The organism is Spirillospora sp. NPDC052242 (assembly GCF_040679555.1).
GTDB lineage: Bacteria > Actinomycetota > Actinomycetes > Streptosporangiales > Streptosporangiaceae > Spirillospora.
The window spans coordinates 165,531-189,535 of sequence record NZ_JBFAUZ010000010.1; the positions used below are offsets into that span (position 1 = coordinate 165,531).

At 71.4% G+C, this 24,005-nt stretch carries 23 protein-coding genes; 22 read left to right on the forward strand and 1 reads right to left on the reverse strand.

Going from position 1 to position 24,005, the window contains the following annotated elements; all coding sequences use genetic code 11:
• The first annotated feature begins 5 nt into the window (after positions 1-5).
• From ccsB to AB0L25_RS11160, 3 genes are all read left to right on the forward strand, one after another.
• Positions 6-1,010: a c-type cytochrome biogenesis protein CcsB gene (ccsB, locus tag AB0L25_RS11150; RefSeq protein WP_500170877.1), complete on the forward strand. Its 1,005-nt coding sequence runs from the start codon at positions 6-8 to the stop codon at positions 1,008-1,010.
• 166 nt (positions 1,011-1,176) lie between these two features.
• Complete coding sequence (locus tag AB0L25_RS11155; RefSeq protein WP_500170879.1) at positions 1,177-2,184, forward strand: hypothetical protein; 1,008 nt, start codon at positions 1,177-1,179, stop codon at positions 2,182-2,184.
• Positions 2,185-2,244: 60 nt separating this feature from the next.
• Positions 2,245-2,508, forward strand: a complete 264-nt coding sequence (locus AB0L25_RS11160; RefSeq protein ID WP_500170881.1) for a hypothetical protein — start codon at positions 2,245-2,247, stop codon at positions 2,506-2,508.
• 205 nt (positions 2,509-2,713) lie between these two features.
• Here AB0L25_RS11160 and AB0L25_RS11165 read toward each other — a convergent pair whose 3' ends face one another.
• Positions 2,714-2,917 carry a BldC family transcriptional regulator gene (locus tag AB0L25_RS11165; RefSeq protein WP_125614071.1) on the reverse strand — a complete coding sequence of 68 codons (204 nt, stop codon included), beginning with the start codon at positions 2,915-2,917 and terminating at the stop codon, positions 2,714-2,716.
• Positions 2,918-3,154: 237 nt separating this feature from the next.
• On the opposite strand from AB0L25_RS11165, the gene AB0L25_RS11170 reads away from it, so the two are divergent.
• The 19 genes from AB0L25_RS11170 (at position 3,155) to AB0L25_RS11260 (ending at position 23,698) form a co-directional block, all read left to right on the forward strand.
• Complete coding sequence (locus AB0L25_RS11170; protein ID WP_500170883.1) at positions 3,155-4,120, forward strand: threonine ammonia-lyase; 966 nt, start codon at positions 3,155-3,157, stop codon at positions 4,118-4,120.
• Positions 4,121-4,201: 81 nt separating this feature from the next.
• The gene (locus AB0L25_RS11175; RefSeq protein WP_500170885.1) at positions 4,202-4,429 is read left to right on the forward strand and encodes a DUF4229 domain-containing protein; all 228 of its coding nucleotides are present in this window, start codon (positions 4,202-4,204) and stop codon (positions 4,427-4,429) included.
• A gap of 82 nt (positions 4,430-4,511) precedes the next feature.
• Positions 4,512-5,213 carry a demethylmenaquinone methyltransferase gene (locus tag AB0L25_RS11180; protein ID WP_500170887.1) on the forward strand — a complete coding sequence of 234 codons (702 nt, stop codon included), beginning with the start codon at positions 4,512-4,514 and terminating at the stop codon, positions 5,211-5,213.
• A 138-nt stretch (positions 5,214-5,351) separates the two neighbouring features.
• Positions 5,352-6,608 (forward strand): geranylgeranyl reductase family protein, encoded by a 1,257-nt coding sequence (locus AB0L25_RS11185; RefSeq protein ID WP_500170889.1) that lies wholly within the window; start codon positions 5,352-5,354, stop codon positions 6,606-6,608.
• 199 nt (positions 6,609-6,807) lie between these two features.
• Positions 6,808-7,167, forward strand: coding sequence for an NADH-quinone oxidoreductase subunit A (locus AB0L25_RS11190; protein ID WP_500170891.1), 360 nt, complete (start codon positions 6,808-6,810; stop codon positions 7,165-7,167).
• A gap of 1 nt (position 7,168) precedes the next feature.
• Positions 7,169-7,714: a NuoB/complex I 20 kDa subunit family protein gene (locus tag AB0L25_RS11195; protein WP_500170893.1), complete on the forward strand. Its 546-nt coding sequence runs from the start codon at positions 7,169-7,171 to the stop codon at positions 7,712-7,714.
• Between the two features lie 3 nt (positions 7,715-7,717).
• A complete protein-coding gene (locus AB0L25_RS11200; protein WP_500170895.1) occupies positions 7,718-8,464 on the forward strand; it encodes an NADH-quinone oxidoreductase subunit C in 747 nt (248 codons plus the stop codon).
• A gap of 68 nt (positions 8,465-8,532) precedes the next feature.
• Positions 8,533-9,807, forward strand: coding sequence for an NADH-quinone oxidoreductase subunit D (locus AB0L25_RS11205; RefSeq protein ID WP_500170922.1), 1,275 nt, complete (start codon positions 8,533-8,535; stop codon positions 9,805-9,807).
• Positions 9,804-10,586, forward strand: a complete 783-nt coding sequence (gene nuoE / locus AB0L25_RS11210) for an NADH-quinone oxidoreductase subunit NuoE (RefSeq protein WP_500170897.1) — start codon at positions 9,804-9,806, stop codon at positions 10,584-10,586. Before AB0L25_RS11205 ends, nuoE begins: the two co-directional genes overlap by 4 nt.
• Positions 10,583-11,893 carry an NADH-quinone oxidoreductase subunit NuoF gene (gene nuoF / locus AB0L25_RS11215; protein ID WP_500170899.1) on the forward strand — a complete coding sequence of 437 codons (1,311 nt, stop codon included), beginning with the start codon at positions 10,583-10,585 and terminating at the stop codon, positions 11,891-11,893. Before nuoE ends, nuoF begins: the two co-directional genes overlap by 4 nt.
• Positions 11,893-14,343 carry an NADH-quinone oxidoreductase subunit G gene (locus AB0L25_RS11220; RefSeq protein ID WP_500170901.1) on the forward strand — a complete coding sequence of 817 codons (2,451 nt, stop codon included), beginning with the start codon at positions 11,893-11,895 and terminating at the stop codon, positions 14,341-14,343. Before nuoF ends, AB0L25_RS11220 begins: the two co-directional genes overlap by 1 nt.
• A complete protein-coding gene (gene nuoH, locus AB0L25_RS11225; RefSeq protein ID WP_500170903.1) occupies positions 14,340-15,746 on the forward strand; it encodes an NADH-quinone oxidoreductase subunit NuoH in 1,407 nt (468 codons plus the stop codon). Before AB0L25_RS11220 ends, nuoH begins: the two co-directional genes overlap by 4 nt.
• Positions 15,733-16,359 (forward strand): NADH-quinone oxidoreductase subunit NuoI, encoded by a 627-nt coding sequence (gene nuoI / locus AB0L25_RS11230; protein WP_500170905.1) that lies wholly within the window; start codon positions 15,733-15,735, stop codon positions 16,357-16,359. Before nuoH ends, nuoI begins: the two co-directional genes overlap by 14 nt.
• Positions 16,356-17,297: an NADH-quinone oxidoreductase subunit J gene (locus AB0L25_RS11235; RefSeq protein ID WP_500170908.1), complete on the forward strand. Its 942-nt coding sequence runs from the start codon at positions 16,356-16,358 to the stop codon at positions 17,295-17,297. Before nuoI ends, AB0L25_RS11235 begins: the two co-directional genes overlap by 4 nt.
• Entirely contained in the window at positions 17,294-17,593 is a 300-nt protein-coding gene (gene nuoK / locus AB0L25_RS11240) for an NADH-quinone oxidoreductase subunit NuoK (RefSeq protein WP_125614060.1), read from the forward strand. Before AB0L25_RS11235 ends, nuoK begins: the two co-directional genes overlap by 4 nt.
• Positions 17,594-17,603: 10 nt before the next feature.
• On the forward strand, positions 17,604-19,520 hold the full coding sequence (gene nuoL / locus AB0L25_RS11245) for an NADH-quinone oxidoreductase subunit L (RefSeq protein ID WP_500170910.1): 1,917 nt from the start codon (positions 17,604-17,606) through the stop codon (positions 19,518-19,520).
• A complete protein-coding gene (locus AB0L25_RS11250) occupies positions 19,517-21,085 on the forward strand; it encodes an NADH-quinone oxidoreductase subunit M (protein ID WP_500170912.1) in 1,569 nt (522 codons plus the stop codon). The genes nuoL and AB0L25_RS11250 overlap by 4 nt, the downstream gene beginning before the upstream one ends.
• Positions 21,082-22,647 (forward strand): NADH-quinone oxidoreductase subunit NuoN, encoded by a 1,566-nt coding sequence (nuoN, locus tag AB0L25_RS11255; RefSeq protein ID WP_500170914.1) that lies wholly within the window; start codon positions 21,082-21,084, stop codon positions 22,645-22,647. Before AB0L25_RS11250 ends, nuoN begins: the two co-directional genes overlap by 4 nt.
• Positions 22,648-22,657: 10 nt before the next feature.
• Positions 22,658-23,698, forward strand: a complete 1,041-nt coding sequence (locus AB0L25_RS11260; RefSeq protein WP_500170916.1) for a polyprenyl synthetase family protein — start codon at positions 22,658-22,660, stop codon at positions 23,696-23,698.
• Positions 23,699-24,005: the final 307 nt, after the last annotated feature.

Here is a 24,005-nt window from a genome sequence, read left to right on the forward strand (position 1 = left end):
CGAGGGTGGGCGACGCCGACCTCGCGAATCTGAGCGACAAGCTCATGCTGACCACGGTGGTGCTGTACATCATCGCGATGGTCGCGTACGCGGCCGATCTCGGTTTCGGGCGCCGCCGGGCGAGGCTCGCCGCGGACGCCGAGGTCGAGGCGAAGGTGCTGGTCGGCGCGGCCGGTGCCGAGTCCGTGGACGCCGGGACGGCCAAGTCGTCCGGGGACGCCGGGACGGCCGAGGCGTCCGGGGACGACGCGGAGCCGGAGCGCACGCAGATCGAGCCGGCGAAGCTCGCGATCCTGCTGAACGTCCTCGGGTGGGGCGCGCACCTCGGCGTCCTGGTGTCGCGGGGCCTGGCCGCGGACCGCTGGCCGTGGGCGAACATGTACGAGTTCCTCACCGCGATCGCGTTCGCCGCCGTCACCGCGTTCCTCATCGTGATGCTGCGGTACCGGGCCCGCTACCTGGGCGCGTTCGTGATGGTCGCCGCGGTCGTCGCGCTGGGCGTCGCGAACATCTGGCTGTACGACGAGGTCGGCCCGGTCAGCCCCGCGCTCAACTCGTACTGGATCGCGATCCACGTCAGCGCCGCGATCATCGCGACGGGCGCGTTCACGGTGGCGGGCGCCGCCACGATCCTGTACCTGGTCAAGGCCCGCGCAGAGGGCCGCGGCACGCTCCGCGAGCACGGCGTCCTGGCCCGCATGCCGTCGGCGGACGGCCTGGACCGGCTCGCGAACGGCGTCACGATGTTCGCGTTCCCGATCTGGACGGCCGCGATCATCATGGGCGCGATCTGGGCGGACCAGGCGTGGGGCCGCTACTGGGGCTGGGACCCCAAGGAGATCTGGTCGTTCATCACCTGGGTCATCTACGCCGCGTACCTGCACGCGCGCGCCACGGCCGGGTGGAAGGGCCGCAAGGCGGCGATTCTGGCGCTCATTGCGTTCGCTGCGCTGATGTTCAACTTCTTCGGCGTGAACTACATGTTCTCTGGCCTGCACTCCTACGCATGATGACCCGGACGCCCGGTTTCGCCGGTAATTAGTCACCTGCGCCCACGTCATCCCTGAAAGTTTCCGTGACCGCCGGGGATGACGGGGTGTCGGGTTCCGGCTTACGCTTCCTCGGGGACCCCCGCCCGCCCCAGGTATCCGCGGGTCCCGTCGACAGAGGAGCCCGATGCGCTTCAAAGGCGTCCACCGCAAACCCCGGGAGTTCCGGGGGTTCTCCCGCGGCGGGCCGTCCCGCCCTGCCGACCGCGCCGCCGACCCGGGGTACGCGCCGTCGCCGCCCGACACGGGACGGCCGCGCCGCGACCAGCCCCGCGACCGGTTCGGCCGGTTCCGCAAGTCCGGACGCGACGACGCCTTCACGCGCGCGCCCGGCGACGCGGCCCCCGTCGAGGCCGACGCGGGCCTCGACGCGGGCCTCGACACGGGCGCGGACCGGACGGCCGAGGGGTTCGGCGGCCGGTACGCGCGGCGGCCGGGGGCCGGGTCCCGCGGCACGGGCGACCTGTCGTGGCGGGACTTCGAGCTCGACGACGCGCCGCCGCGGGTGGAGCCGCACCCGCCGGGCACGCCGCACGCGGCCGACGGGCGCCGGCACTGCGGCGTCCTGGAGCGGATCCTGCACCGGCAGTGGGACGTCCGGGACGGGCCGCCCACGCCCGAGGTGGTCCGCGCGGTGGAGAGCCTCGCCGGGCTGCCGGACGCGCTGAAGGAGCGGCTCGCGGCCGGCCTGGACGGCGTGTACGTGGGGCCGGGCGGCGTGCCGCAGCTCGACGACATGGGGCACCTGCGCGACCGTCCGCTGCCGTCGGGACGGGCGACGTGGGACGTGTGCGCGGGGGCCTACGGCGACCGCAAGATCGTCGTGGGGGACCGGCCGTCCCCGACCCCGGACGTGATGCTGCACGAGGTGGGGCACGCCCTCGACGACATCGAGGGCGGCGCGGGCTGGACGTCCGACACGGCGGCGTTCCGCGCGCTGTACGCGCAGTGCCGCCCGCACCTGGCGAGCGACTTCCACCGGCAGCCGGACGCGCTGGGCCGCCGCGAGTTCTTCGCGGACGCCTTCGCGGCCATCTCCTCGCGGCAGCGGCCGGCGCTCGTCGACATGCTCGGCGGCGACATCCGCACCGCGCTGGAGGTCATGCTCTTCTTCAACCGCACCTTCGGGATCTAGGGTGTGTGTTCCGCGGCACACACCAGAGGATCCCGTGATGGCAGGCGATGGTGATCGACGATGTACGTGATCCGGCTCCCCGACGGCACGCTGCGGGTCCCGCACAGCGTGCTCGCCGAACCCGGTGCGGACGGGACGGACGAGGGGCGCGTCATCGCCGACGCCTACGTGGAGGTCGGCCCGGACGATCCCGACTACGACCGCCTGCGGGCGCAGTCGCTGACCGAGGAGGAGCTGGCGGAGCGGCGGCGCGGCTGGCGGGAGGGCGACGCGGAGCTGCTCCGCCGGTTCGAGCAGTGGAAGGCGGGCGAGGCGGAGGAGTAGGGCGCCCGCCGGGCGGAGCGGGCCGGAACGGTGCCGTGAGCGGGACGGACCGGGCCGGACGTGCGCGGGCCGGACCGGGCCGGCGCCGGAACCGGTTCCCCCGAGAACCGGCGTCGCGTGTCGTGCGGCGGGAGGGGCGACGGGCGCGGACCGCCGTCCCCCGCGCGGACTTTCCTGGTCGAAACGGACCTGGCCGGAGGCCGGATCAGTGCGCGGGGTGGCTCCCCACCGGCTCCTCGCCCCGCAGCAGCGCGTGGACCTCGGACTCCCGGAAGCGGCGGTGCCCCCCGGGGGTCCGGATGCTGCTGATCCGGCCCGCCGCGGCCCAGCGGGTGACCGTCTTCGGATCGACCCGGAAGAGGGCGGCGACCTCTCCTGGGGTCAGCAGGCGCTCGCTCGTGCTCTCCACGTTTTCTCTCCCCCTTTGTCCCGCTCTCGGCGCGGGTGGACTGTTTACAGTGTGGCGGGTCAAGACCGATTTCTCCCTTGTTTTCGCAAAACATGACAGGCTGTAGTTCTGCGAGCTGGAGCGATGACGCCCGGTGACCGCGCCATGGGCCACAGTCGCCACGCCGACCCCGGTTGACCTGCCGTGTCACGGCCGTGACGGCCGCGTGAACGATGGCGACGCAATAGTCTCCGGGGCATGTCCGATCTTGTGACCCTGGCGGAGATCGAGCGCGCCGCCGAACGGCTCGCGGGCGTCACCGTCCGCACCCCGCTCGTCCCGTTCCCGGGCGACCCCGGCGGCCCGGCACTGCTGGTCAAGGCCGAGTCGCTGCAGCCGATCGGCGCGTTCAAGCTCCGCGGCGCCCACACCGCCATCGCGCAGCTCCCCGAGGCCGAACGCGCGCGCGGGGTGGTGACGCACTCTAGTGGCAACCACGCCCAGGCCGTGGCTTTCTCGGCGCGCGCGCTCGGAATCCGGGCCGTCCTGGTCATGCCGCACACCACTCCGGCCGTGAAGGTGGACGCGTGCGTCGCGCTCGGCGCCGAGATCGTCTACGTGGAGCCGAACTCGGCGGCGCGCGAGCGGACCGCCGATCAGCTCGCCGCCGCGCACGGGTTCACGCTCATCCCGCCCTACGACGATCCGCGCGTGATCGCGGGGCAGGGCACCTGCGGGCTCGAGATCGTCCAGGACCGCCCGGACGTCGACGTCGTGCTCGTCCCGGTGAGCGGCGGGGGCCTGCTCGCGGGCGTCGCGGCGGCGGTGAAGGCGGTGCGCCCCGAGGCGAAGGTGTTCGGCGTCGAGCCCGAGCTGGCGGCGGACGCGCGCGACTCGTTCCACGCCGGGCACCCGGTCGGCTGGGACGCCGAGGAGACCGGACGGACGATCGCCGACGCGCTGCGCGTCCAGCGGATCGGCGAGCTGCCGTTCGCGCACCTGCGCGAGCACGTGGACGGCGTCCTCACCGTCACCGAGGACGAGATCCGGCACGCGATGCGCCGGCTCGCCCGCGAGGCGCGGCTGATCGCCGAACCGGGCGGCGCGGTCGCGACCGCCGCGTACCTGTACCACCGCGACGAGCTGCCCGACGCGCGCACGTACGTCTCGATCCTGTCCGGCGGCAACGTCGACCCGGCGCTCTTCCAGGACGTCTACCGCTGAGGGCCCGCCGCCGGGCCCGGCCCGCCCAGCCCCCCCACCTGCTGCGAGGCCACGGAAAGGGACGGGTAGAGTCGAGGGGCCATGCGTTCCGTAATCCTGTACACCATCGCGCGGTTCGCGATCTTCGCGGCGACCGCCGGGGTGCTCGCGCTGTTCGGCGCCCGCGGTTTCCTGCTCCTGATGCTCGCGCTGCTGATCAGCGGCGTCATCAGCTACGTGCTGCTGTCCGCGCAGCGCGACCGGCTCTCGGCCGCGGTCGACGGCCGGTGGCAGAAGTTCCAGGCGAGCCGCACGAAGGAAGACGCGTAGCGTCCCCCTTCCACGGGGAGCCCTGAGCCCCTGTCGCCGAGGCGCCGCGCGCCCTCCGGGACCCGCCTCTTAGGCTGGGGCCATGACCCGCGCCTCACTGGATAAGAAGCCCGCCGACGTCGCGGCGATGTTCGACGGCACCGCCGAGCGGTACGACCTGCTCAACACGCTGATGACCGGCGGCCGGGACCGGCGGTGGCGGCGGGAGGCCGTCCGGGCGCTGGACGCGCGGCCGGGCGAGCGGGTCCTCGACCTCGCGGCCGGGACCGGGACGTCGTCGGTGCCGTTCGCCGAGGCGGGCGCGTCCACCGTGGCCTGCGACTTCTCGCTGGGCATGCTGCGCGTGGGCGTGCGGCGGCAGGCGGGGACGCCGCGGCTGAGCTTCGTCGCCGGGGACGCGCTGCGCCTCCCGTTCGCGGACGGCGCGTTCGACGCCGTCACGATCTCGTTCGGCCTCCGCAACGTCGCCGACACCGTCCGCGCGCTGCGCGAGCTGCGCCGGGTGACGCGTCCCGGCGGGCGTCTGCTGGTGTGCGAGGTCAGCCATCCCCCGAACCCGCTGCTCGCGTTCGGGCACCGCACCCACCTGAAGTACGGGCTGCCGCTGCTCGCGCGGGTCAGTTCCAACCCCGACTCCTACCGGTACCTGGCCGAGTCGACGCTCGCCTGGCCCGACCAGGCGGCGCTGGCGCGGCTGCTCCAGGAGGCCGGCTGGGACGCCGTGCGCTGGCGGAACCTCACGTTCGGAGTCGCCGCGATGCACCACGCGACGAACCCGGGCTGACCCCCGCGCGACCGGGTGACCTGGGACCGGTCCAAAACGGGAACGCCCCAGAGGTACCCACTGACCGTGATAAAGGAATAGACTCCCCACCGGAACCTTGTGAAGTACTTCACAAGCGAACGAACGAAGAGGACCATCGTGACCGACTCCACCCGACACGCCGATGTCATCGTCGTCGGGGCGGGCCCCGCCGGATCGTCCACCGCGTACTGGCTCGCCCAAGCCGGCCTCGACGTGCTGCTGCTGGAGAAGGCCACGTTCCCCCGCGACAAGATCTGCGGCGACGGGCTCACGCCGCGCGCCGTCCGCGCCCTGATCGGCATGGGCGTCGACATCAACGACCCGGGATGGGGACGCAACAAGGGGCTGCGGATCTACGGCGGCGGCGTGAAGGTGGAGCTGCCCTGGCCGGAGCTCGCGAGCTTCCCCGACTACGGGCTCGTCCGCAAGCGCACCGACCTCGACCGGCTCCTCGCCGAGCACGCCGCGAAGGCCGGCGCCAGGCTGCTGACCGGCTGCACCGTCACCGGCCCGATCCTGGACGAGCGCACCGACCGGATCACCGGCGTCACCGCGAAGTACGAGGGCGAGGAGACGGAGTTCCGCGCGCCGCTCGTCGTCGCCGCCGACGGCAACTCGACCCGGCTGTCGCTCGCGATGGGGCTGCGCCGCCGCGACGACCGGCCGATGGGCGTCGCCGTCCGCCGCTACTTCGAGACCCCGCGCCACGACGACGAGTACATGGAGGCGTGGCTCGAACTGTGGGACGGCGAGCGCCTCCTCCCCGGCTACGGCTGGGTGTTCGGCGTGGGCGACGGGACGTCCAACGTCGGGCTCGGCCTCCTCAACACGAGCAAGGCGTTCCAGAACGTCGACTACCGCGGCATGATGCGGCGCTGGTGCGCGCAGATGCCGGAGGACTGGCAGTTCTCCGAGGAGCACGCGACCGGTCCGATCCGCGGCGCGGCGCTCCCGATGGGCTTCAACCGGCAGCCGCACTACACCCGCGGGATGCTGCTCGTCGGCGACGCCGGCGGCATGATCAACCCGTTCAACGGCGAGGGCATCGACTACGCGCTCGAGTCCGGGCGGCTGGCCGCCGACATCATGGTGCAGGCGCTGGCGCGCCGCACCCCCGCGCAGCGCGAGCGGACGCTGCACGAGTACCCGCGCATCCTGAAGGACGAGCACGGCGGCTACTTCACGCTGGCGCGCGTGTTCGTGCAGGCCATCGGGGACCCGCGCGTGATGAAGTTCCTCACCGCGCACGGCCTGCCCCACCCCACCCTGATGCGGTTCACCCTGAAGCTCCTCGCGAACCTCACCGACCCCAAGGGCGGCGACGCGATGGACCGGGTCATCAATGCGATGCAGAAGGTGGCGCCGGCGGCTTGAGATATCCGAGGAGCGCTCCATGAGCGCAAAGTTTCGGCAGGTGAGCGGGTTGATTCGCCGTACCCGACCCCCTGAGGGGAGTGCTATTGGTCACCTTGGCTAGGGTGACGGACCGTGCTCGTGACAGATGTCACGAGCGTGTAAAGGGTCACGTCGCCCCGTACAGCGTCGTACGTTCCGAGGAGAGGCAGTAGAGACCATGGATCTCTATGTACCGATCATTGTGCTGGGGGTGCTCGCGGCCGTCTTCGCGGTCGGCTCCGTGGCGATGGCCTCGCTCACCGGCCCGAAGCGCTGGAACCGCGCCCGGCTGGACGCCTACGAGTGCGGCATCGAGCCGACCCCGCAGCCGGTGGGCGGGGGACGTTTCCCGATCAAGTACTACCTGACGGCAATGCTGTTCATCATCTTCGACATCGAGATCGTGTTCCTTTACCCCTGGGCCGTCGCTTTCGACCAGATGGGGATCTTCGCTCTCGTCGAGATGGTGCTTTTCATCGTCACCTTGCTCGTGGCGTACGCCTACGTGTGGCGGCGCGGCGGTCTGGAGTGGGACTGACATGGGTCTAGAAGAGAAACTGCCCAGCGGGTTCCTGCTGACCACGGTCGAGCAGGTCGCGGGATGGGCGCGGGCCAGTTCGGTGTGGCCGGCGACGTTCGGGCTGGCGTGCTGCGCGATCGAGATGATGGCGGCCGGCGACCCGAAGCACGACTTCTCCCGCTGGGGCATGGAGCGCGCGTCGGCGACGCCGCGGCAGGCCGACCTGATGATCGTCGCGGGCCGGGTGAGCCAGAAGATGGCGCCGGTGCTGCGGCAGATCTACGACCAGATGACCGAGCCCAAGTGGGTCATCGCGATGGGCGTCTGCGCCTCGTCCGGCGGCATGTTCAACAACTACGCGATCGTGCAGGGCGTCGACCACATCGTCCCCGTGGACATCTACCTGCCCGGCTGCCCGCCGCGCCCGGAGATGCTCATCGACGCGATCATCAAGCTGCACGACCAGATGCGCAACACCAAGCTGGGCCCGCAGCGCGCGAAGCAGATCGAGGAGCTGGAAGAGGCCAAGCGCCGCCGGCTCCCGCTTCTGGGACAGGGGGCCTGAGGGATGAGTTCGCAGAATCCCGAGCAGCAGGCCGAGCAGGCGGCGGACCGGCTGCCCGCGCAGAACGAGGACGAGCGCCGCGAGCAGCCGATCGTCCGCAAGGGGATGTTCGGCGCGAACACGACCGGCGACACCTCCGGGTACGGCGGCCTGGTCGTCCGGCAGTCGCCGAAGGTGTCGGCGCCGCGCCCGTACGGCGGGCCGGGCGGCACCGCCGAGGCCGGTGAGTTCGACGAGATCGCCGACGCCCTGGAACGCGCCTACCCGCGGTTCGGCGACGCGATCGAGCGCGTCGTCGTCGACCGCGGCGAGATGACGTTCTTCGTGCAGCGCGACCACCTCCTCGAGGTCGCGCGGACGATGCGGGACGACCCCACGCTGAGGTTCGAGCTGTGCTCGAGCGTCTCGGGGGTGCACTACCCCGACGACGCGGGCGCCGAGCTTCACTCGGTCGTCCACCTGCTGTCGATCACGCACAACCGGCGCGTCCGGCTGGAGACGACCTGTCCCGACGCGGACCCGCACCTGCCGTCGCTCGTGCCGGTCTACCCGACGGCCGACTGGCACGAGCGGGAGACGTACGACTTCTTCGGCATCGTCTACGACGGTCATCCGGCGCTCACCCGCATCGAGATGCCCGACGACTGGGTCGGCCACCCGCAGCGCAAGGACTACCCCCTCGGCGGCATCCCCGTCGAGTACCGCGGAGCGGAGATCCCGCCTCCGGACGAGCGGAGGTCGTACACGTGAGCAGCACGAAGTACACCGAATACGACGCCTACGCCGCCGAGGAGGCGGCCGAGGGCCGCGTCTTCGACGTGGGCGGGCAGGACTGGGACAAGGTCGTGTCCGGTGCCGAGGACGGCGGCGACGAGCGCCTCGTCGTCAACATGGGGCCGCAGCACCCGTCCACGCACGGGGTGCTCCGGCTGATCCTGACCCTCGACGGTGAGACGGTCACCGAGTGCCGGGTGGGCATCGGGTACCTGCACACCGGCATCGAGAAGAACATGGAGTACCGCACCTGGACGCAGGGCACGACGTTCTGCACGCGCATGGACTACCTCGCGCCGATCTTCAACGAGACGGCGTACTGCCTGAGCGTGGAGAAGCTGCTCGGCATCACCGACCGGGTGCCGGAGCGGGCGCAGATCATCCGCGTGATGATGATGGAGCTCAACCGGATCTCCTCTCATCTCGTGGCGATCGCCACGTTCGGCCTGGAGCTGGGCGCGACGACGGTCATGCTCAACGGCTTCCTGGAGCGCGAGTACACCCTCGATCTCTTCGAGGAGATCACGGGCCTGCGCATGAACATGGCCTACGTCCGTCCGGGCGGCGTCGCCCAGGACCTTCCCAGCGGCGCGCTCAGCAAGATCCGTGACTATCTGGACCGGATGCCGAAGCGAATTCAGGCGCTGCGGAAGCTGATGGACGCCAACCCCGTCTACCTGGCGCGCACGAAGGACATCGCTTACCTGGATCTTACCGGCTGCATGGCGCTCGGCATCACCGGGCCCGTCCTCCGCGCGACCGGCCTCCCGTGGGATCTCCGCAAGTCACAGCCCTACTGCGGCTACGAGACGTACGACTTCGAGGTCGCCACGCAGGAGTCCGCGGACGTCTACGGGCGCTACCTCGTGCGCATGCGGGAGATGGAGGAGTCTCTCAAGATCGTCGAGCAGTGCTACGAGCGGCTGCAGTCGGTCAAGGGGCCCGTGATGATCGAGGACAAGAAGATCGGCTGGCCCGCGCAGCTGGCGATCGGCGCGGACGGCATGGGCAACTCGCCCCGCCACATCGCGCACATCATGGGCACCTCGATGGAGGCGCTGATCCACCACTTCAAGCTGGTGACGGAGGGCTTCCGGGTCCCCGCCGGGCAGGCGTACGCGCCGATCGAGTCGCCGCGCGGCGAGCTCGGGGCGCACGTGGTCAGCGACGGCGGCACCCGCCCGTACCGGGTGCACTTCCGCGAGCCGTCCTTCGTCAACCTGCAGGCCACGCCGGCGATGGCGGAGGGCGGCATGGTCGCGGACGTCATCGCGGCCGTGGCGAGCATCGACCCGGTCATGGGGGGAGTGGACCGATGACGTACGACACGGACGTGCGCGTCCGGCTCGAACGGGACGCCAAGGAGATCATCGCGCGGTACCCGAAGCCGCGGTCGGCGCTGCTGCCGCTGCTGCACCTGGTGCAGTCGGTGGACGGGCACGTCACGCAGGACGGCATCGAGTTCTGCGCCGAGCAGCTCGGGATCACGGCCGCGCAGGTGACCGGCGTCGCGACGTTCTACACGCAGTACAAGCACGCGCCGGTCGGCGAGTACCACGTCGGCGTGTGCATCAACACGCTGTGCGCGGTGATGGGCGGCGACCAGATCTGGGACGAGCTGTCCGAGCACGTCGGGGTGGGCCACGACGAGGCCACCCCGGACGGCAAGGTCAGCCTGGAGCGGATCGAGTGCAACGCGGCCTGCGACTTCGCGCCGGTGATGATGGTCAACTGGGAGTTCTTCGACAACATGACTCCCGCGAAGGCCAAGGAGCTGGTCGACGACCTGCGCTCCGGTAAGGAAGTGCTTCCTTCGCGCGGGCCGAACAAGCTGTGCGGCTGGAAGGACGCGTCGCGCGTGCTCGCCGGGTTTCCCGACGGCCGAGCGGGCGAGGGCGTCCAGGCCGGTCCGGAGTCGCTGCGCGGGCTGGAGCTCGCGAAGCGGCGCGGGTGGACGGCGCCGCCGGCGGACGTCGACGCGGCGCGGCCGGACGAGCCGGTGCGGCCGTCCGAGGTCACCGACCCGCCGCCGAACGAGCCCGGCAAGCCCATCGGCGGCGACGTGAAGCCGGGAACGCAGGAGGGGCGGAACAAGTGACTGCACAGTCAGGAACGACGCTGACCCCGATCCTCACCAAGAACTGGGATCAGGCCGACTCGTTCACCCGCGCGGGCTACGAGCGCGAGGGCGGCTACACGGCGCTGCGCAAGGCGCTCGCGATGGCCCCGGACGACATCGTCCAGCAGGTGAAGGACTCCGGCCTGCGCGGCCGCGGCGGCGCCGGGTTCCCCACCGGCATGAAGTGGGGGTTCCTGCCGCCGAGCAGCCCGAACCCGCGCTACCTGGTGGTGAACGCGGACGAGTCCGAGCCGGGCACGTGCAAGGACATCCCGCTGATGATGGCGAACCCGCACGTCCTCGTCGAGGGCGTCATCATCAGCTCGTACGCGATCAAGTCGAACCAGGCGTTCATCTACGTCCGCGGCGAGGTGCTGCACGTCATCCGGCGGCTGCACCAGGCCGTCGCGGAGGCGTACGAGGCGGGCTACCTCGGCAAGAACATCCTCGGGTCCGGGTTCGATCTGGACGTCGTCGTCCACAGCGGCGCCGGGGCCTACATCTGCGGCGAGGAGACGGCGCTGCTGGACTCCCTGGAGGGGTTCCGCGGTCAGCCCAGGCTGAAGCCTCCCTTCCCCGCCGTGGCGGGCCTGTACGGCGGGCCCACCGTCATCAACAACGTCGAGTCGATCGCGTCGGTTCCCTCGATCGTCGGGAACGGGCCGGAATGGTTCGCCTCGATGGGCACCGAGAAGTCCCAGGGCTTCGGGATCTTCTCGCTGTCGGGGCACGTCACCCGGCCCGGCCAGTACGAGGCGCCGCTCGGCATCACGCTGCGGGAGCTGCTCGACATGGCGGGCGGCGTCCGCGAGGGCCACCGGCTGAAGTTCTGGACGCCCGGCGGCTCGTCCACGCCGATCTTCACCGACGAGCACCTGGACGTCCCGCTGGACTTCGAGTCCGTCGGGGCCGCGGGGTCGATGCTCGGCACCCGCGCCCTGCAGATCTTCGACGAGACGACCTGCGTCGTCCGGGCCGTGCTGCGCTGGTCGGAGTTCTACGCGCACGAGTCGTGCGGCAAGTGCACGCCGTGCCGCGAGGGGACGTACTGGTACAAGCAGATGCTCAAGCGGCTGGAGGCCGGCAAGGGCGAGGAGGAGGACCTCGAGACCCTCCTCGACCTGTCCGACAACATCCTCGGCCGCTCGTTCTGCGCGCTCGGCGACGGCGCGACGAGCCCGGTCGTCTCGTCCATCAAGCTGTTCCGGGACGAGTACCTGCAGCACTTCGAGCAGGGCGGCTGCCCCTTCGACCCGGCCAAGTCCACCGTTTGGGCAGGTGCCTGATGACCGTTACCTCCGACAAGCAGAACGTCGAGAAGGCCGAGGAGATGGTGCCGGTCACCATCGACGGCTTCGAGATCGAGGTGCCGAAGGGCACGCTCGTCATCCGGGCCGCCGAGCTGCTCGGCATCCAGATCCCGAGGTTCTGCGACCACCCGCTGCTCGACCCGGTCGGCGCCTGCCGCCAGTGCCTGGTCGAGGTCCCCGACATGGGCAACGGGCGCGGCATGCCGAAGCCCGCGGCGTCCTGCACGACCACGGTCATGCCCGGCATGGTCGTCAAGACGCAGCTCACCTCGAAGGCCGCCGACAAGGCGCAGCACGGGGTCATGGAGCTGCTGCTGATCAACCACCCGCTGGACTGCCCGATCTGCGACAAGGGCGGCGAGTGCCCGCTGCAGAACCAGGCGATGTCCAACGGGCGCGGCGAGTCCCGGTTCACCGAGACCAAGCGGACGTTCCCCAAGCCGATCCCGTTGTCCAGCCAGGTGCTGCTCGACCGGGAGCGCTGCATCCAGTGCGCCCGCTGCACCCGGTTCTCCGACCAGATCGCCGGGGACGCGTTCATCGACCTGTTCGAGCGCGGCGCCAAGGAGCAGGTCGGCGCCGCGGACGGCAAGCCGTTCCAGTCGTACTTCTCCGGCAACACCGTGCAGATCTGCCCGGTCGGGGCGCTGACCGGCGCCGCCTACCGGTTCCGGTCCCGGCCGTTCGACCTCGTCTCGCAGCCGAGCACCTGCGAGCACTGCGCGTCCGGCTGCGCGCTGCGCACCGACCACCGCCGCGGGAAGATCACGCGGCGGCTGGCCGGGGACGACCCGCAGGTCAACGAGGAATGGAACTGCGACAAGGGCCGCTGGGCGTTCACCTACGGCACCCAGCCCGACCGGCTCACGCACCCGCTCGTCCGGAACGAGAACGGGGAGCTGGAGGCCGCGTCGTGGCCGGAGGCGCTGACGATCGCGGCGCGCGGCCTCGCGGCGGCGCGCGGATCGGCCGGGGTGCTGGCCGGCGGGCGCGGCACCCTCGAGGACGCCTACGCCTACGCGAAGTTCGCGCGGATCGCGCTCGGCACGAACGACGTCGACTTCCGGGCGCGCCCGCTGTCGGCGGAGGAGGCCGACTTCCTCGCCTCGTCCGTCGCGGGCCGCTCCATCGAGGTCTCCTACGCCGACCTGGAGAAGGCGCCGGCCGTCCTGCTCGCCGGGTTCGAGCCCGAGGAGGAGTCGCCGATCGTCTTCCTGCGGCTCCGCAAGGCGTTCCGCAAGAAGAACCTGAAGGTGTACGCGGCGGCGCCGTTCGCGACCCGCGGCCTGCAGAAGGTCGGCGGGACGCTCCTGCCGACCCGTCCCGGGGCCGAGGCCGAGACGATCGGCGCGCTCATCGCCGACGACGCGTTCGCGGACGTCCGGGGGCTGCTGGAGACGCCCGGCGCGGTCGTCCTCGCCGGTGAGCGGCTCGCGAGCAGCCCCGGCGCCCTGTCGGCGGCGGTCCGGCTGGCGAAGGCCACCGGCGCCCGGCTGGCCTGGGTGCCGCGCCGGGCCGGGGAGCGCGGCGCGGTGGAGGCCGGGGCGCTGCCCGGGCTGCTGCCGATCGGCCGCCCCGTCGCCGACGACGCCGCCCGCGCGGAGGTCGCGCGGGCGTGGGGCGTCGCCGCGCTGCCCGCGACCCCGGGCCTGGACGCCGACGCCGTCCTCGCGGCGGCGGCGCGCGGCGAGCGCCGCGCGCTGCTCGTCGGCGGCGTCGACCCCGGCGACCTCGCCGACCCGGAGGCCGCGCTCCGCGCGATCGAGGCCACCCCGTTCGTGGTGAGCCTGGAGCAGCGGCCGAGCGCCGTCACCGACCGCGCCGACGTGGTGCTGCCCGTCGCGACCGTCGCGGAGAAGTCCGGGACGTTCGTCGACTGGGAGGGCCGCGGCCGCCCGTTCGACGTCGTGCTGAAGTCGGCCGGGGCGCTGTCGGACCTGCGGGTGCTGAACGCGCTCGCCGACGAGATGGACGTCCACCTCGGGCTGCCCGGCCCGGAGGCGGCCCGCCGGGAGCTGACCGACCTCGGCGCGCACCGCGGCGAGCGGCCCGACGCCCCGAACGTCCCGCAGGCGGTCCCGGCCGAGCCGACCCGCGGCGAGGCGGTCGTGGCGACGTGGCGGCTGCTGCTCGACCGGGGCCGGCTGCAGGACGGCGAGCCGTTCCTCGCCGGCACCGCGAAGGGCGCGGTGGCGCGGCTGTCGCCCGCGACGGCCGAGGAGATCGGCGCCCGTCCGGTCGACGGCGTCGGCTCCGTGACGGTCTCGACCGGCCGCGGTTCGGTCACGCTCCCCCTGGAGATCACCGCCGACCTGCCCGACCGGGTGGTGTGGCTGCCGACGAACTCGGCCGGCTGCGCCCTCCACCGGGACCTCGGCGCCGGCGCGGGGAGCGTCGTGCAGATCAACGCTGGAGGCACCGAATGAGCCCGCTCGCGGCCGCGCCGCTCGCCGCGCCGGCCGATCCCACGCTCGCCGACTTCGGCAAGGACCCGTGGTGGCTGATCGGCGGCAAGGTCCTGGTCATCTTCGTCTTCCTGGTGCTGACCGTCCTGCTGTCGATGTGGGTCGAGCGGCGCGTCATCGGCCGGATGCAGCTGCGCGTCGGCCCGAACCGCGCCGGGCCCCAGGGCCTGCTGCAGGGCCTCGCCGACGGCATCAAGCTGGCGCTGAAGGAGGACATCGTCCCGCGCCAGGTCGACAAGGTCGTGTTCGTCCTGGCGCCGATCATGTCGGCCGTCCCGGCCTTCATCTCCTTCATCATCATCCCGTTCGGGCCGACGGTGTCGGTGTTCGGCCACCAGACGCCGCTGCAGGGCACCGACCTCCCGGTCGCGGTCCTGCTGGTGCTGGCGATGGCGTCCATGGGCGTCTACGGCATCGTGCTGGCCGGCTGGTCGTCGATGTCGCCGTACTCGCTGCTCGGCGGGCTCCGCTCGTCCGCGCAGGTGGTCTCCTACGAGATCGCGATGGCGCTGTCGTTCGTCGCCGTGTTCCTGTTCGCCGGGTCGATGTCCACGTCGGAGATCGTCGCGGCGCAGCACGACAAGTGGTTCGCGGTGCTGCTGCTGCCGTCGTTCATCGTCTACGTCATCACGATGATGGGCGAGTCGAACCGCATCCCGTTCGACCTGCCCGAGGGCGAGGGCGAGCTGGTCGGCGGCTTCCACACCGAGTACTCGTCGCTGAAGTTCGCGATGTTCTTCCTCGCCGAGTACATCAACCTCGCGACGCTGTCGGCGCTCGCCACCACGCTGTTCCTCGGCGGCTGGCGGGCCCCGGCGCCGATCTCCACGTTCTGGGCGGGCGCCAACTCCGGCTGGTGGCCGGTGCTGTGGTTCCTGGTCAAGATCTGGCTGTTCATCTGGTTCTTCGTGTGGCTGCGCGCCTCGCTCCCGCGCGTCCGCTACGACCAGCTGATGAAGCTCGGGTGGAAGGTGCTGATGCCCTTCTCCCTCGCCTGGATCGTGCTGGTCGCCACCATCCGCGCGCTGCGCAACGACGGCTACGACATGCGGCAGATCGTGATCGTCGCCGCGGTGGCCGCCGCGATCGTCCTCGTCCTCACCGTGCTCTGGGAGATGATCCGCGGCGGCGACGACGACAAGGAGACCGCGAAGCGCGGCGCCGGCGGCGCGGGCGGTCCCGCGACGGGCGGCGCCACCGCGGCGGGCCCGGGCGCGGGCGGCGCGACGGACGGCGGGTTCCCGGTGCCGCCGATGGACGCGCCGCACTACCACGGCCGGGGCGCCGCCGCGCGGGTCCAGACGCCGCCCGGGCCGTCCACGATCGAAACCCCTCCTGAGGAGGTCACCAGTGGGACTCACTGATTTCCTGAATCCGGTCAAGGGGTTCGGGGTCTCGTTCCACCAGATGTTCAGCAAGAGCGAGACCGTTCAGTACCCCGAGGTGAAGCGGCCCACCGCGCCGCGCTTCCACGGCCGCCACCAGCTCAACCGGTGGCCGGACGGCCTGGAGAAGTGCATCGGCTGCGAGCTGTGCGCCTGGGCGTGCCCGGCCGACGCGATCTTCGTGGAGGGGGCCGACAACACCGCCGACGAGCGCTACTCGCCCGGCGAGCGGTACGGCCGCGTCTACCAGATCAACTACCTGCGCTGCATCCTGTGCGGGCTCTGCATCGAGGCGTGCCCCACCCGGGCGCTGACGATGACGAACGAGTACGAGCTCGCCGACGACAGCCGCGAGAGCCTCATCTACACCAAGGACATGCTGCTGGCGCCGCTGCGCGAGGGCATGGAGCCGCCGCCGCACGAGATGCGGCTCGGCGACACCGAGGAGGACTACTACCGGCTCGGCCTGCAGGACTCCGAGGCCGCGGCCGCACCGACCGTCCCGTCCGAGGGCGGCGGACGGGCGAGCGCCGACCAGGCCGCCGCCGCCGAGAAGGGCAAGAAGGCGCGCAAGGGCGGTGACCGGAAGTGAACGCGCACGTCCTCGCGACCGAGGCGCTCGCGGCGGAGGTCGCCGACAGGCAGGCGGGGGAGCCGTTCTTCTTCTGGCTCCTCGCCATCGTGTCGGTGAGCGCCGCGCTCGGCATGATCTTCATGCGGCGGGCGGTGCACTCGGCGCTGCTGCTGGCGACCGTGATGCTCTCGCTCGCCGCGATCTACGCGCTGCAGAACGCGCCGTTCCTGGCGTTCGTCCAGGTGATCGTCTACACCGGCGCCGTGCTGATGCTGTTCCTGTTCGTGATGATGGTCGTCGGGGTCAGCTCGACCGACTCGCTCGTCGAGACGATCCGGGGGCAGCGCTTCTGGGCGGTGCTCGCCGCGATCGGGTTCATCGGCCTGCTCGGCGCCGGGATCGGCAGCGCCGCGCTGGGCGACTCCGCGGGGCTCGCCGCCGCGAACGCCGAGGGCAACATCGTCGGGCTGGCCCGGCTGCTGTTCTCCAAGTACGTGTTCGCGTTCGAGGCGACCAGCGCCCTGCTGATCACCGCGGCGCTCGGCGCGATGGTGCTGGCGCACCGCGAGCGCGTCGAGCCGAAGCCGACGCAGCGGGACCTGTCCGAGCGCCGGTTCCGGACGGGCGAGCACCCGGGCCCGCTGCCCGGCCCCGGCACGTACGCCCGGCACAACGCCGTCGACATGCCGGCGCTGCTGCCCGACGGCACCCCGTCGGAACTGTCGGTCAACCCGGTCATCGCCGCCCGCACCGACACGGTGCAGCGGCACGCCGACCTGCACGGGGAGACCGAGTCCGAGGCGGCCGAGGCGGACGTCGCCGCCGTGCGGGCCGCCACCGAGGAGGCGGAGGACGCCGGCGCCGAGTCGCGCGTCGTCAAGGCGGGCTCCCCGGCCGCGGGCGGTCCCGCGACCGGCGGGTCCGCGCAGGGCAACGAAGGCGAGGCCGGTAAATGAGCCCGGAGCACTACCTGGCGCTCTCGGCGGTCCTGTTCACCATCGGAGCGGTCGGCGTCCTCGTCCGGCGCAACGCGATCGTGGTGTTCATGTGCGTCGAGCTGATGCTGAACGCGACGAACCTCGCGTTCGTGTCGTTCTCCCGCATGCACGGCAACCTGGACGGCCAGATCATCGCCTTCTTCGTGATGGTGGTGGCCGCCGCGGAAGTCGTGGTGGGTCTGGCGATCATCATGACCATCTTCCGGACCCGCAGGTCCTCGTCGGTCGACGACGTGAACCTGCTGAAGTACTGAGAGGGCGGGGATGCAAGCCGAAGGCATCCAGGCCGCGGCCTGGCTCCTGATCGCGCTGCCGCTCGCGGGCGCCGCGATCCTCCTCCTCGGGGGGAGGCGCACCGACCGCTGGGGGCACCTGCTCGGCGTCGCCATGTCGGTCGGATCGTTCGTCGTCGGCGCGGCGATGTTCGCCCAGATGCTCGGATACGACGCCGAAGAGCGGCGCCGCACCCTGCACCTGTGGGACTTCATCGACGTCGGCTCGTTCAAGGTCGGCATGGACCTGCTGGTGGACCCGCTGTCCATCAGCTTCGTCCTGCTGATCACCGGTGTGGGATCGCTGATCCACATCTACTCCATCGGCTACATGGAGCACGACCCCGACCGGCGCAGGTTCTTCGCGTACCTGAACCTGTTCGTGGCCGCGATGCTGCTGCTCGTCCTGGGCGGCAACTTCGTCGTGCTCTTCCTCGGCTGGGAGGGCGTCGGCCTCGCCTCGTACCTGCTCATCGGGTTCTGGCAGCACAAGCCGACCGCCGCGACCGCCGCGAAGAAGGCGTTCGTCGTCAACCGCGTCGGCGACATGGGGCTGATCATCGCGATCGCGCTGCTGTTCAGCGCGGTCGGCTCGATCGACTTCACCGAGGTGCTCGGTGAGGGCGCCGAGCACGTCGGCCTCGCCTCCGAGCTCAGCACCGGGACGGCCACCGCCATCGCGCTGCTGCTCCTGCTCGGCGCGTGCGGCAAGTCGGCGCAGCTCCCGCTCCAGTCCTGGCTGCTGGACGCCATGGAGGGCCCGACGCCCGTGTCGGCGCTCATCCACGCGGCGACGATGGTCACCGCGGGCGTCTACCTGATCGTCCGGTCCGGGCCGATCTTCGAGCTGTCGACCACCGCGCAGCTCGTCGTCACGATCGTCGGCGCGGCCACGCTGCTCGCCGGTGCGATCATCGGGTGCGGCAAGGACGACATCAAGAAGGCCCTCGCCGGGTCGACGATGTCGCAGATCGGCTACATGACGCTCGCCGCCGGGCTCGGCAAGGCCGGGTACGTCATCGCCATCGCGCACCTCATCGCGCACGGCTTCTTCAAGGCGGGCCTGTTCCTCGGCGCCGGCTCGGTCATGCACGGCACCAAGGACGACGTGAACATGCGCCACTACGGCGCGCTCCGCGGCGTCATGATGATCACCTACGTGACCTTCGGGCTCGGCTACCTCGCGATCATCGGGTTCCCGGGCCTGTCCGGCTGGTTCACCAAGGACGTCATCATCGAGACGGCCCTGCACAAGGGCGGCACGTCCGGGTACATCCTCGGCGGGTGCGCGATGCTCGGCGCCGCGATCACCGCCTACTACATGTCCCGCGTCATGTTCATGACGTTCTTCGGCGAGAAGCGCTGGGCGGACGACGTCCACCCGCACGAGTCGCCGAAGGTCATGACCGTCCCGCTGATCCTGCTGTCCGTCGGCTCCCTGTTCGCGGGCGGGTTCCTGGTCCTCGGCGGGTTCGGGCACTTCCTCGAGCCGGTCGTCGGCCACCCCGAGGAGGAGCACCACTTCCAGCCGCTCACCGGCCCCGGCATCGCCACGTTCGTGCTGGTCCTGCTCGGCGCGGCGATCGCCTGGCGGCAGTACGGCGCCCGCAAGGTGCCGCGCGAGCAGCCCAAGGGCTCGTTCGTCACCGTCGCGGCCCGCAAGGACCTGTACGGCGACGCCATCAACGAGTCGCTGCTGATGCGGCCCGGCCAGTGGCTGACCCGCCTCGCGGTCTGGTTCGACGGGCGCGGCGTCGACGGCGCCGTCAACGGCATCGCCGCCGGCATCGGCGGCGGCTCCGGCCGGCTCCGCCGCATCCAGACGGGCTTCGCCCGGTCCTACGCACTCTCGATGTTCTGCGGCGCCGCCGTCGTGGTGGCCGCCCTCCTGGTGGTGAACGTGTCATGAGCGACCTTCCCTGGCTGACCGTCCTCATCGCGCTGCCGCTGGTGGGCGCCGCCGTCCTCACGGCGCTGCCGTCGCGGGACGCGCTGGTCAAGCAGTTCGCGCTCGGCGTCTCGACCCTGGTCGGGGTGCTCACCCTGGTCATGGCGGCCTCGTTCGACCCGGGCGGCGCCCGGTTCCAGTTCGAGGAGAAGTACGACTGGATCCCGTCGTTCGGGGTCCACTGGGCGGTCGGCGTCGACGGCGTGGCCCTCACGCTGATCGTGCTCTCGGTGATCCTCGTCCCGCTCGTCATGCTGGCGTCCTGGAACGAGGACGACCGCTCCGGGGGCGTCGACGTCCCCGCCAAGCGGTCCGTCAAGACGTACTTCGCGCTGCTGCTGACGCTGGAAGCGGCCATGATCGGCGTCTTCGCGGCGACCGACGTGTTCCTCTTCTACGTCTTCTTCGAGGCGATGCTGATCCCGGTGTACTTCATCATCGGGTACTTCGGCGGCGCCCAGCGCTCCTACGCGGCGGTCAAGTTCCTGCTGTACTCGCTGTTCGGCGGGCTGATCATGCTCGTCGCGGTGATCTGGCTGTACCCGCTGTCGGCGAAGCCGGAGGCCGAGGGCGGGCTCGGGCACGGGACGTTCCTGTTCTCCGAGCTCGCGCAGATGAACATCGACCCGACGACCGCCAAGTGGCTGTTCCTCGGGTTCTTCATCGCCTTCGCGATCAAGGCGCCGATGGTGCCGGTGCACACCTGGCTGCCGGACGCCGCGCAGCAGGCCCCGGCGGGCGCGCTCGTCCTCATCGTCGGCGTCCTCGACAAGGTCGGCACGTACGGGATGCTGCGGTTCTGCCTGGAGCTGTTCCCGGGCGCCGCCAAGTGGGCCACCCCGGTGGTCCTCGGCTTCGCGGTCCTCAGCATCATCTACGGCGCGATCCTCGCGATCGGGCAGGTCGACCTGAAGCGCCTCATCGCCTACACCTCGGTGTCCCACTTCGGGTTCATCGTGCTCGGCATCTTCGCGATGACCTCGCAGGGGCAGTCCGGCGCGGCGCTCTACATGATCAACCACGGGTTCTCGACCGGTGCGCTGTTCCTGATCGTCGGCTTCATGATCGTCCGGCGGCGGTCGGCGCGGATCGGCGACTACGGCGGCGTGCAGAAGGCCGCGCCCGTCCTCGCCGGGGCGTTCCTCATCGCGGGCCTGTCCGGCCTGTCGCTGCCCGGCCTGTCCACGTTCGTGTCCGAGTTCCTCGTGATCGTCGGCACGTTCAGCCGGTACGAGTGGGCCGGGGCCCTCGCCGTCAGCGGCGTCGTCCTCGCCGCGATCTACATCCTGTGGACGTACCAGCGCACCATGGGCGGCCCCAGGACCCCGGCGGTCGAGGGGATGAAGGACCTCACCGCCCGGGAGAAGTGGGCGATCGCGCCCATCCTCGCGATCATCGTCGCGATGGGCTTCTTCCCGCAGCCGGTGCTGAACGTCATCAACCCGTCCGTCGAACAGACGCTGGTGCGGGTCGACCAGCATGACCCCGCACCGACCAACGTCGCCGAGAACGGAGCCCGTCCATGAGCACCCTCGCGCAGGGCGCCGACATCCCGGCGCCGCACATCGAGTACGCGGAGATCGGCCCGCTGCTGGTCGTCCTCGGCGTCGCCGTCCTCGGGGTGCTGGTCGAGGCGTTCGCCGGCCGCGCCTGGCGGCCCCGGCTCCAGGTTCCGCTCGCGTTCCTCGGCCTGCTCGGCGGGTTCGTCTGGACGGTCGCGCTGGCGTGGGACGGCGTCCCGCACCACGTCGTCGCCGAGGGGGCCCTCGGCGTCGACGGCACCACCCTGTTCCTGCAGGGCACCATCCTGGTGCTGGCGCTCGTCAGCCTCCTGCTGATCGCCGAGCGCGGCGGCGACCGCGCCGGCGGGGCGTTCGCCGCGCAGGCGTCCGCGCTGCCCGGCAGCGAGGCCGAGCAGCGCACGCAGTCGGCGGGCATCGTGCAGACCGAGGTCTACCCGCTGATGATGTTCGCCGTCGGCGGCATGCTGATCTTCCCGGCGTCCAACGACCTCCTGACCATGTTCATCGGCCTGGAGGTCATGTCCCTGCCGCTGTACCTCCTGTGCGGCCTCGCCCGGCGCCGCCGCCTCCTCTCCCAGGAGGCGGCGGTCAAGTACTTCCTGCTGGGCGCGTTCTCGTCGGCGTTCTTCCTGTACGGCATCGCCCTCCTCTACGGCTACGCCGGATCGGTCACGCTCGCCGCGATCTCCCAGGAGATCAGCCGGGACGCGGGCAGCGAGACGCTCCTCCTCGCGGGCGTCGCGCTCCTCACCGTCGGGCTGCTGTTCAAGCTCGGCGGCGTCCCGTTCCACATGTGGAAGCCGGACGTCTACCAGGGCGCGCCGACCCCGATCACCGCGCTCATGGCGTCCTGCACCCTCGTCTCGGCGTTCGGCGCGATCCTCCGCGTCTACTACGTCGCGTTCGGGACCCTCGAGTGGGACTGGGAGCCCGCCATGTGGGGTGTGGCGATTCTCACCATGGTCGTCGGCGCGATCATCGCGATCACGCAGACCGACATCAAGCGGATGCTCGCCTACTCGTCCATCGCGCACGCGGGCTTCCTGCTCATGGGCGTGATCGCCACCTCGCGGGACGGCCTGTCGGGTTCGCTGTTCTACCTGGCGGCCTACGGGTTCACCACGATCGGCGCGTTCGCCGTCGTCACGATGGTGCGGGACGCGGGCGGCGAGGCGGCCCACCTGTCCCGCTGGGCCGGGCTCGGCAAGCGCTCCCCGGTCGTCGCGGGCGTCTTCTCGCTGTTCCTCCTGGCGTTCGCCGGCATCCCGCTGACCAGCGGCTTCACCGGCAAGTTCGCGGTGTTCAAGGCGGCCGTCGAGGGCGGGGCGACGCCCCTCGTCGTCGTCGGCGTCATCGCCTCCGCGGTCGCCGCGTTCTTCTACGTCCGCGTGATCGTCGTCATGTTCTTCAGCGAACCGGACGCCGACGGCCCCGTCGTCGTGGCCCCACCGGCCACCGCGATCGTCGTCGCGGTCGGCGTGACGGCTACTGTTGTACTCGGCGTGCTCCCGCAGCCGATCCTGGACCTCGCGGGAGACGCCACGACGCAGATGTTCGTCCGGTAGGGAGTCTTGGGTGAGCAACGCCTTCGCTGAGGAGTCCGGCGGGCCGGCCGTGCAGGAAGCCGGCCCGTTCGGGCTTCCCGTGGACTCGGCGCTCGCGGCCGACAGCCGGCGGTTCCTGGCCGCCGTCGAGGAACTGCTCCTCGACTCGGTCCGCAGCGACAACCCGTTGCTCAACGAGGCGTCCAAGCACCTCGTCGAGGCGGGCGGCAAGCGCTTCCGGCCCATGCTGGTGACGCTCGCCTCGCACTTCGGCGACCCGACCGCGGCCGGGCTCGTCCCGGCCGCGGTCGTCGTCGAACTCACCCACCTCGGCACCCTCTACCACGACGACGTCATGGACGAGGCGACCGTCCGCCGCGGCCGCCAGTCCGCGAACGTCCGCTGGGACAACACCCGCGCCATCCTCACCGGCGACTACCTGTTCGCCCGCGCGTCCGACCTCCTCGCCGACCTCGGCACCGAGCCCGTCCGCATCCAGGCCCGCGCGTTCGCCCGTCTCGTCCGCGGCCAGATCGAGGAGACGACCGGCCCCGCCGAGGGCGCCGACCCCCTCAAGCACTACCTGCAGGTCCTCGCCGACAAGACGGCCTCCCTCATCGCGGTCTCGGGCCAGTTCGGCGCCCTGCTGTCCGGCGCCCCCGCCTCGACCGTCGACACGATCACCTCCGCCTGCGAGAAGATCGGCATCGCCTTCCAGCTCTCGGACGACGTCCTCGACATCGACTCCGAGACCGAGGAGTCCGGCAAGACCCCCGGCACCGACCTCCGCGAGGGCATCCGCACCCTCCCGATGCACCACGTCCTCGCCGGCGTCGGCTCCGGCCCCGACGACGCGCGCCTGCGCGACCTGCTCGTCCAGGACCTCACCGACGACGCCCTCCACGCCGAGGCCCTCGCCCTCCTGCGCGCCCACCCCGCGATGGACCGCGCCCGCGCCGACCTCCACCGCGTCGCCGAGGACGCCCGCGCCGAACTCCTCACCCTCCCCGCCAACCCCGCCCGCGACGCTCTCACCGCCCTCTGCGACTACGTCGTAAGCCGCACCGGCTGACCCAACCCGCCAGCACAAGCCCCCAGGCCGCACCGCGCACCCCAGCCACAGCACCAACCTTCGGCCGCACCCGCAGCACTACGCCGCACCGCGCCGATGCACCCGCCGAGGCGATGACCCCATACCCATGCGGACGGCCCAACGAGCGGAGCCGGTCGAATGGCGGATGCCTCGGCCCCACAACCACCGCGACAGGCCGGGGCGGTGTTTCGCGGGCGTGGGCCAGGGACTCGCGGGTGGGGCCAAAAGTCAGCTCGTCGGCGTCCTCGCCGGGATGGAGCGGGCGGGCATCGCCGTGGACGCCGAC

Excerpts from the sequence above, each read along its gene's own strand:
- AB0L25_RS11155 (WP_500170879.1), top strand. The coding sequence starts at position 1,177 with ATGCGCTTCAAAGGCGTCCACCGCAAACCCCGGGAGTTCCGGGGGTTC.
- AB0L25_RS11160 (WP_500170881.1), top strand. The coding sequence starts at position 2,245 with ATGTACGTGATCCGGCTCCCCGACGGCACGCTGCGGGTCCCGCACAGC.
- AB0L25_RS11170 (WP_500170883.1), top strand. The coding sequence starts at position 3,155 with ATGTCCGATCTTGTGACCCTGGCGGAGATCGAGCGCGCCGCCGAACGG.
- AB0L25_RS11175 (WP_500170885.1), top strand. The coding sequence starts at position 4,202 with ATGCGTTCCGTAATCCTGTACACCATCGCGCGGTTCGCGATCTTCGCG.
- AB0L25_RS11180 (WP_500170887.1), top strand. The coding sequence starts at position 4,512 with ATGACCCGCGCCTCACTGGATAAGAAGCCCGCCGACGTCGCGGCGATG.
- AB0L25_RS11190 (WP_500170891.1), top strand. The coding sequence starts at position 6,808 with ATGGATCTCTATGTACCGATCATTGTGCTGGGGGTGCTCGCGGCCGTC.
- AB0L25_RS11195 (WP_500170893.1), top strand. The coding sequence starts at position 7,169 with ATGGGTCTAGAAGAGAAACTGCCCAGCGGGTTCCTGCTGACCACGGTC.
- AB0L25_RS11200 (WP_500170895.1), top strand. The coding sequence starts at position 7,718 with ATGAGTTCGCAGAATCCCGAGCAGCAGGCCGAGCAGGCGGCGGACCGG.
- nuoE (WP_500170897.1), top strand. The coding sequence starts at position 9,804 with ATGACGTACGACACGGACGTGCGCGTCCGGCTCGAACGGGACGCCAAG.
- AB0L25_RS11220 (WP_500170901.1), top strand. The coding sequence starts at position 11,893 with ATGACCGTTACCTCCGACAAGCAGAACGTCGAGAAGGCCGAGGAGATG.
- nuoH (WP_500170903.1), top strand. The coding sequence starts at position 14,340 with ATGAGCCCGCTCGCGGCCGCGCCGCTCGCCGCGCCGGCCGATCCCACG.
- nuoK (WP_125614060.1), top strand. The coding sequence starts at position 17,294 with ATGAGCCCGGAGCACTACCTGGCGCTCTCGGCGGTCCTGTTCACCATC.
- nuoL (WP_500170910.1), top strand. The coding sequence starts at position 17,604 with ATGCAAGCCGAAGGCATCCAGGCCGCGGCCTGGCTCCTGATCGCGCTG.
- AB0L25_RS11250 (WP_500170912.1), top strand. The coding sequence starts at position 19,517 with ATGAGCGACCTTCCCTGGCTGACCGTCCTCATCGCGCTGCCGCTGGTG.
- nuoN (WP_500170914.1), top strand. The coding sequence starts at position 21,082 with ATGAGCACCCTCGCGCAGGGCGCCGACATCCCGGCGCCGCACATCGAG.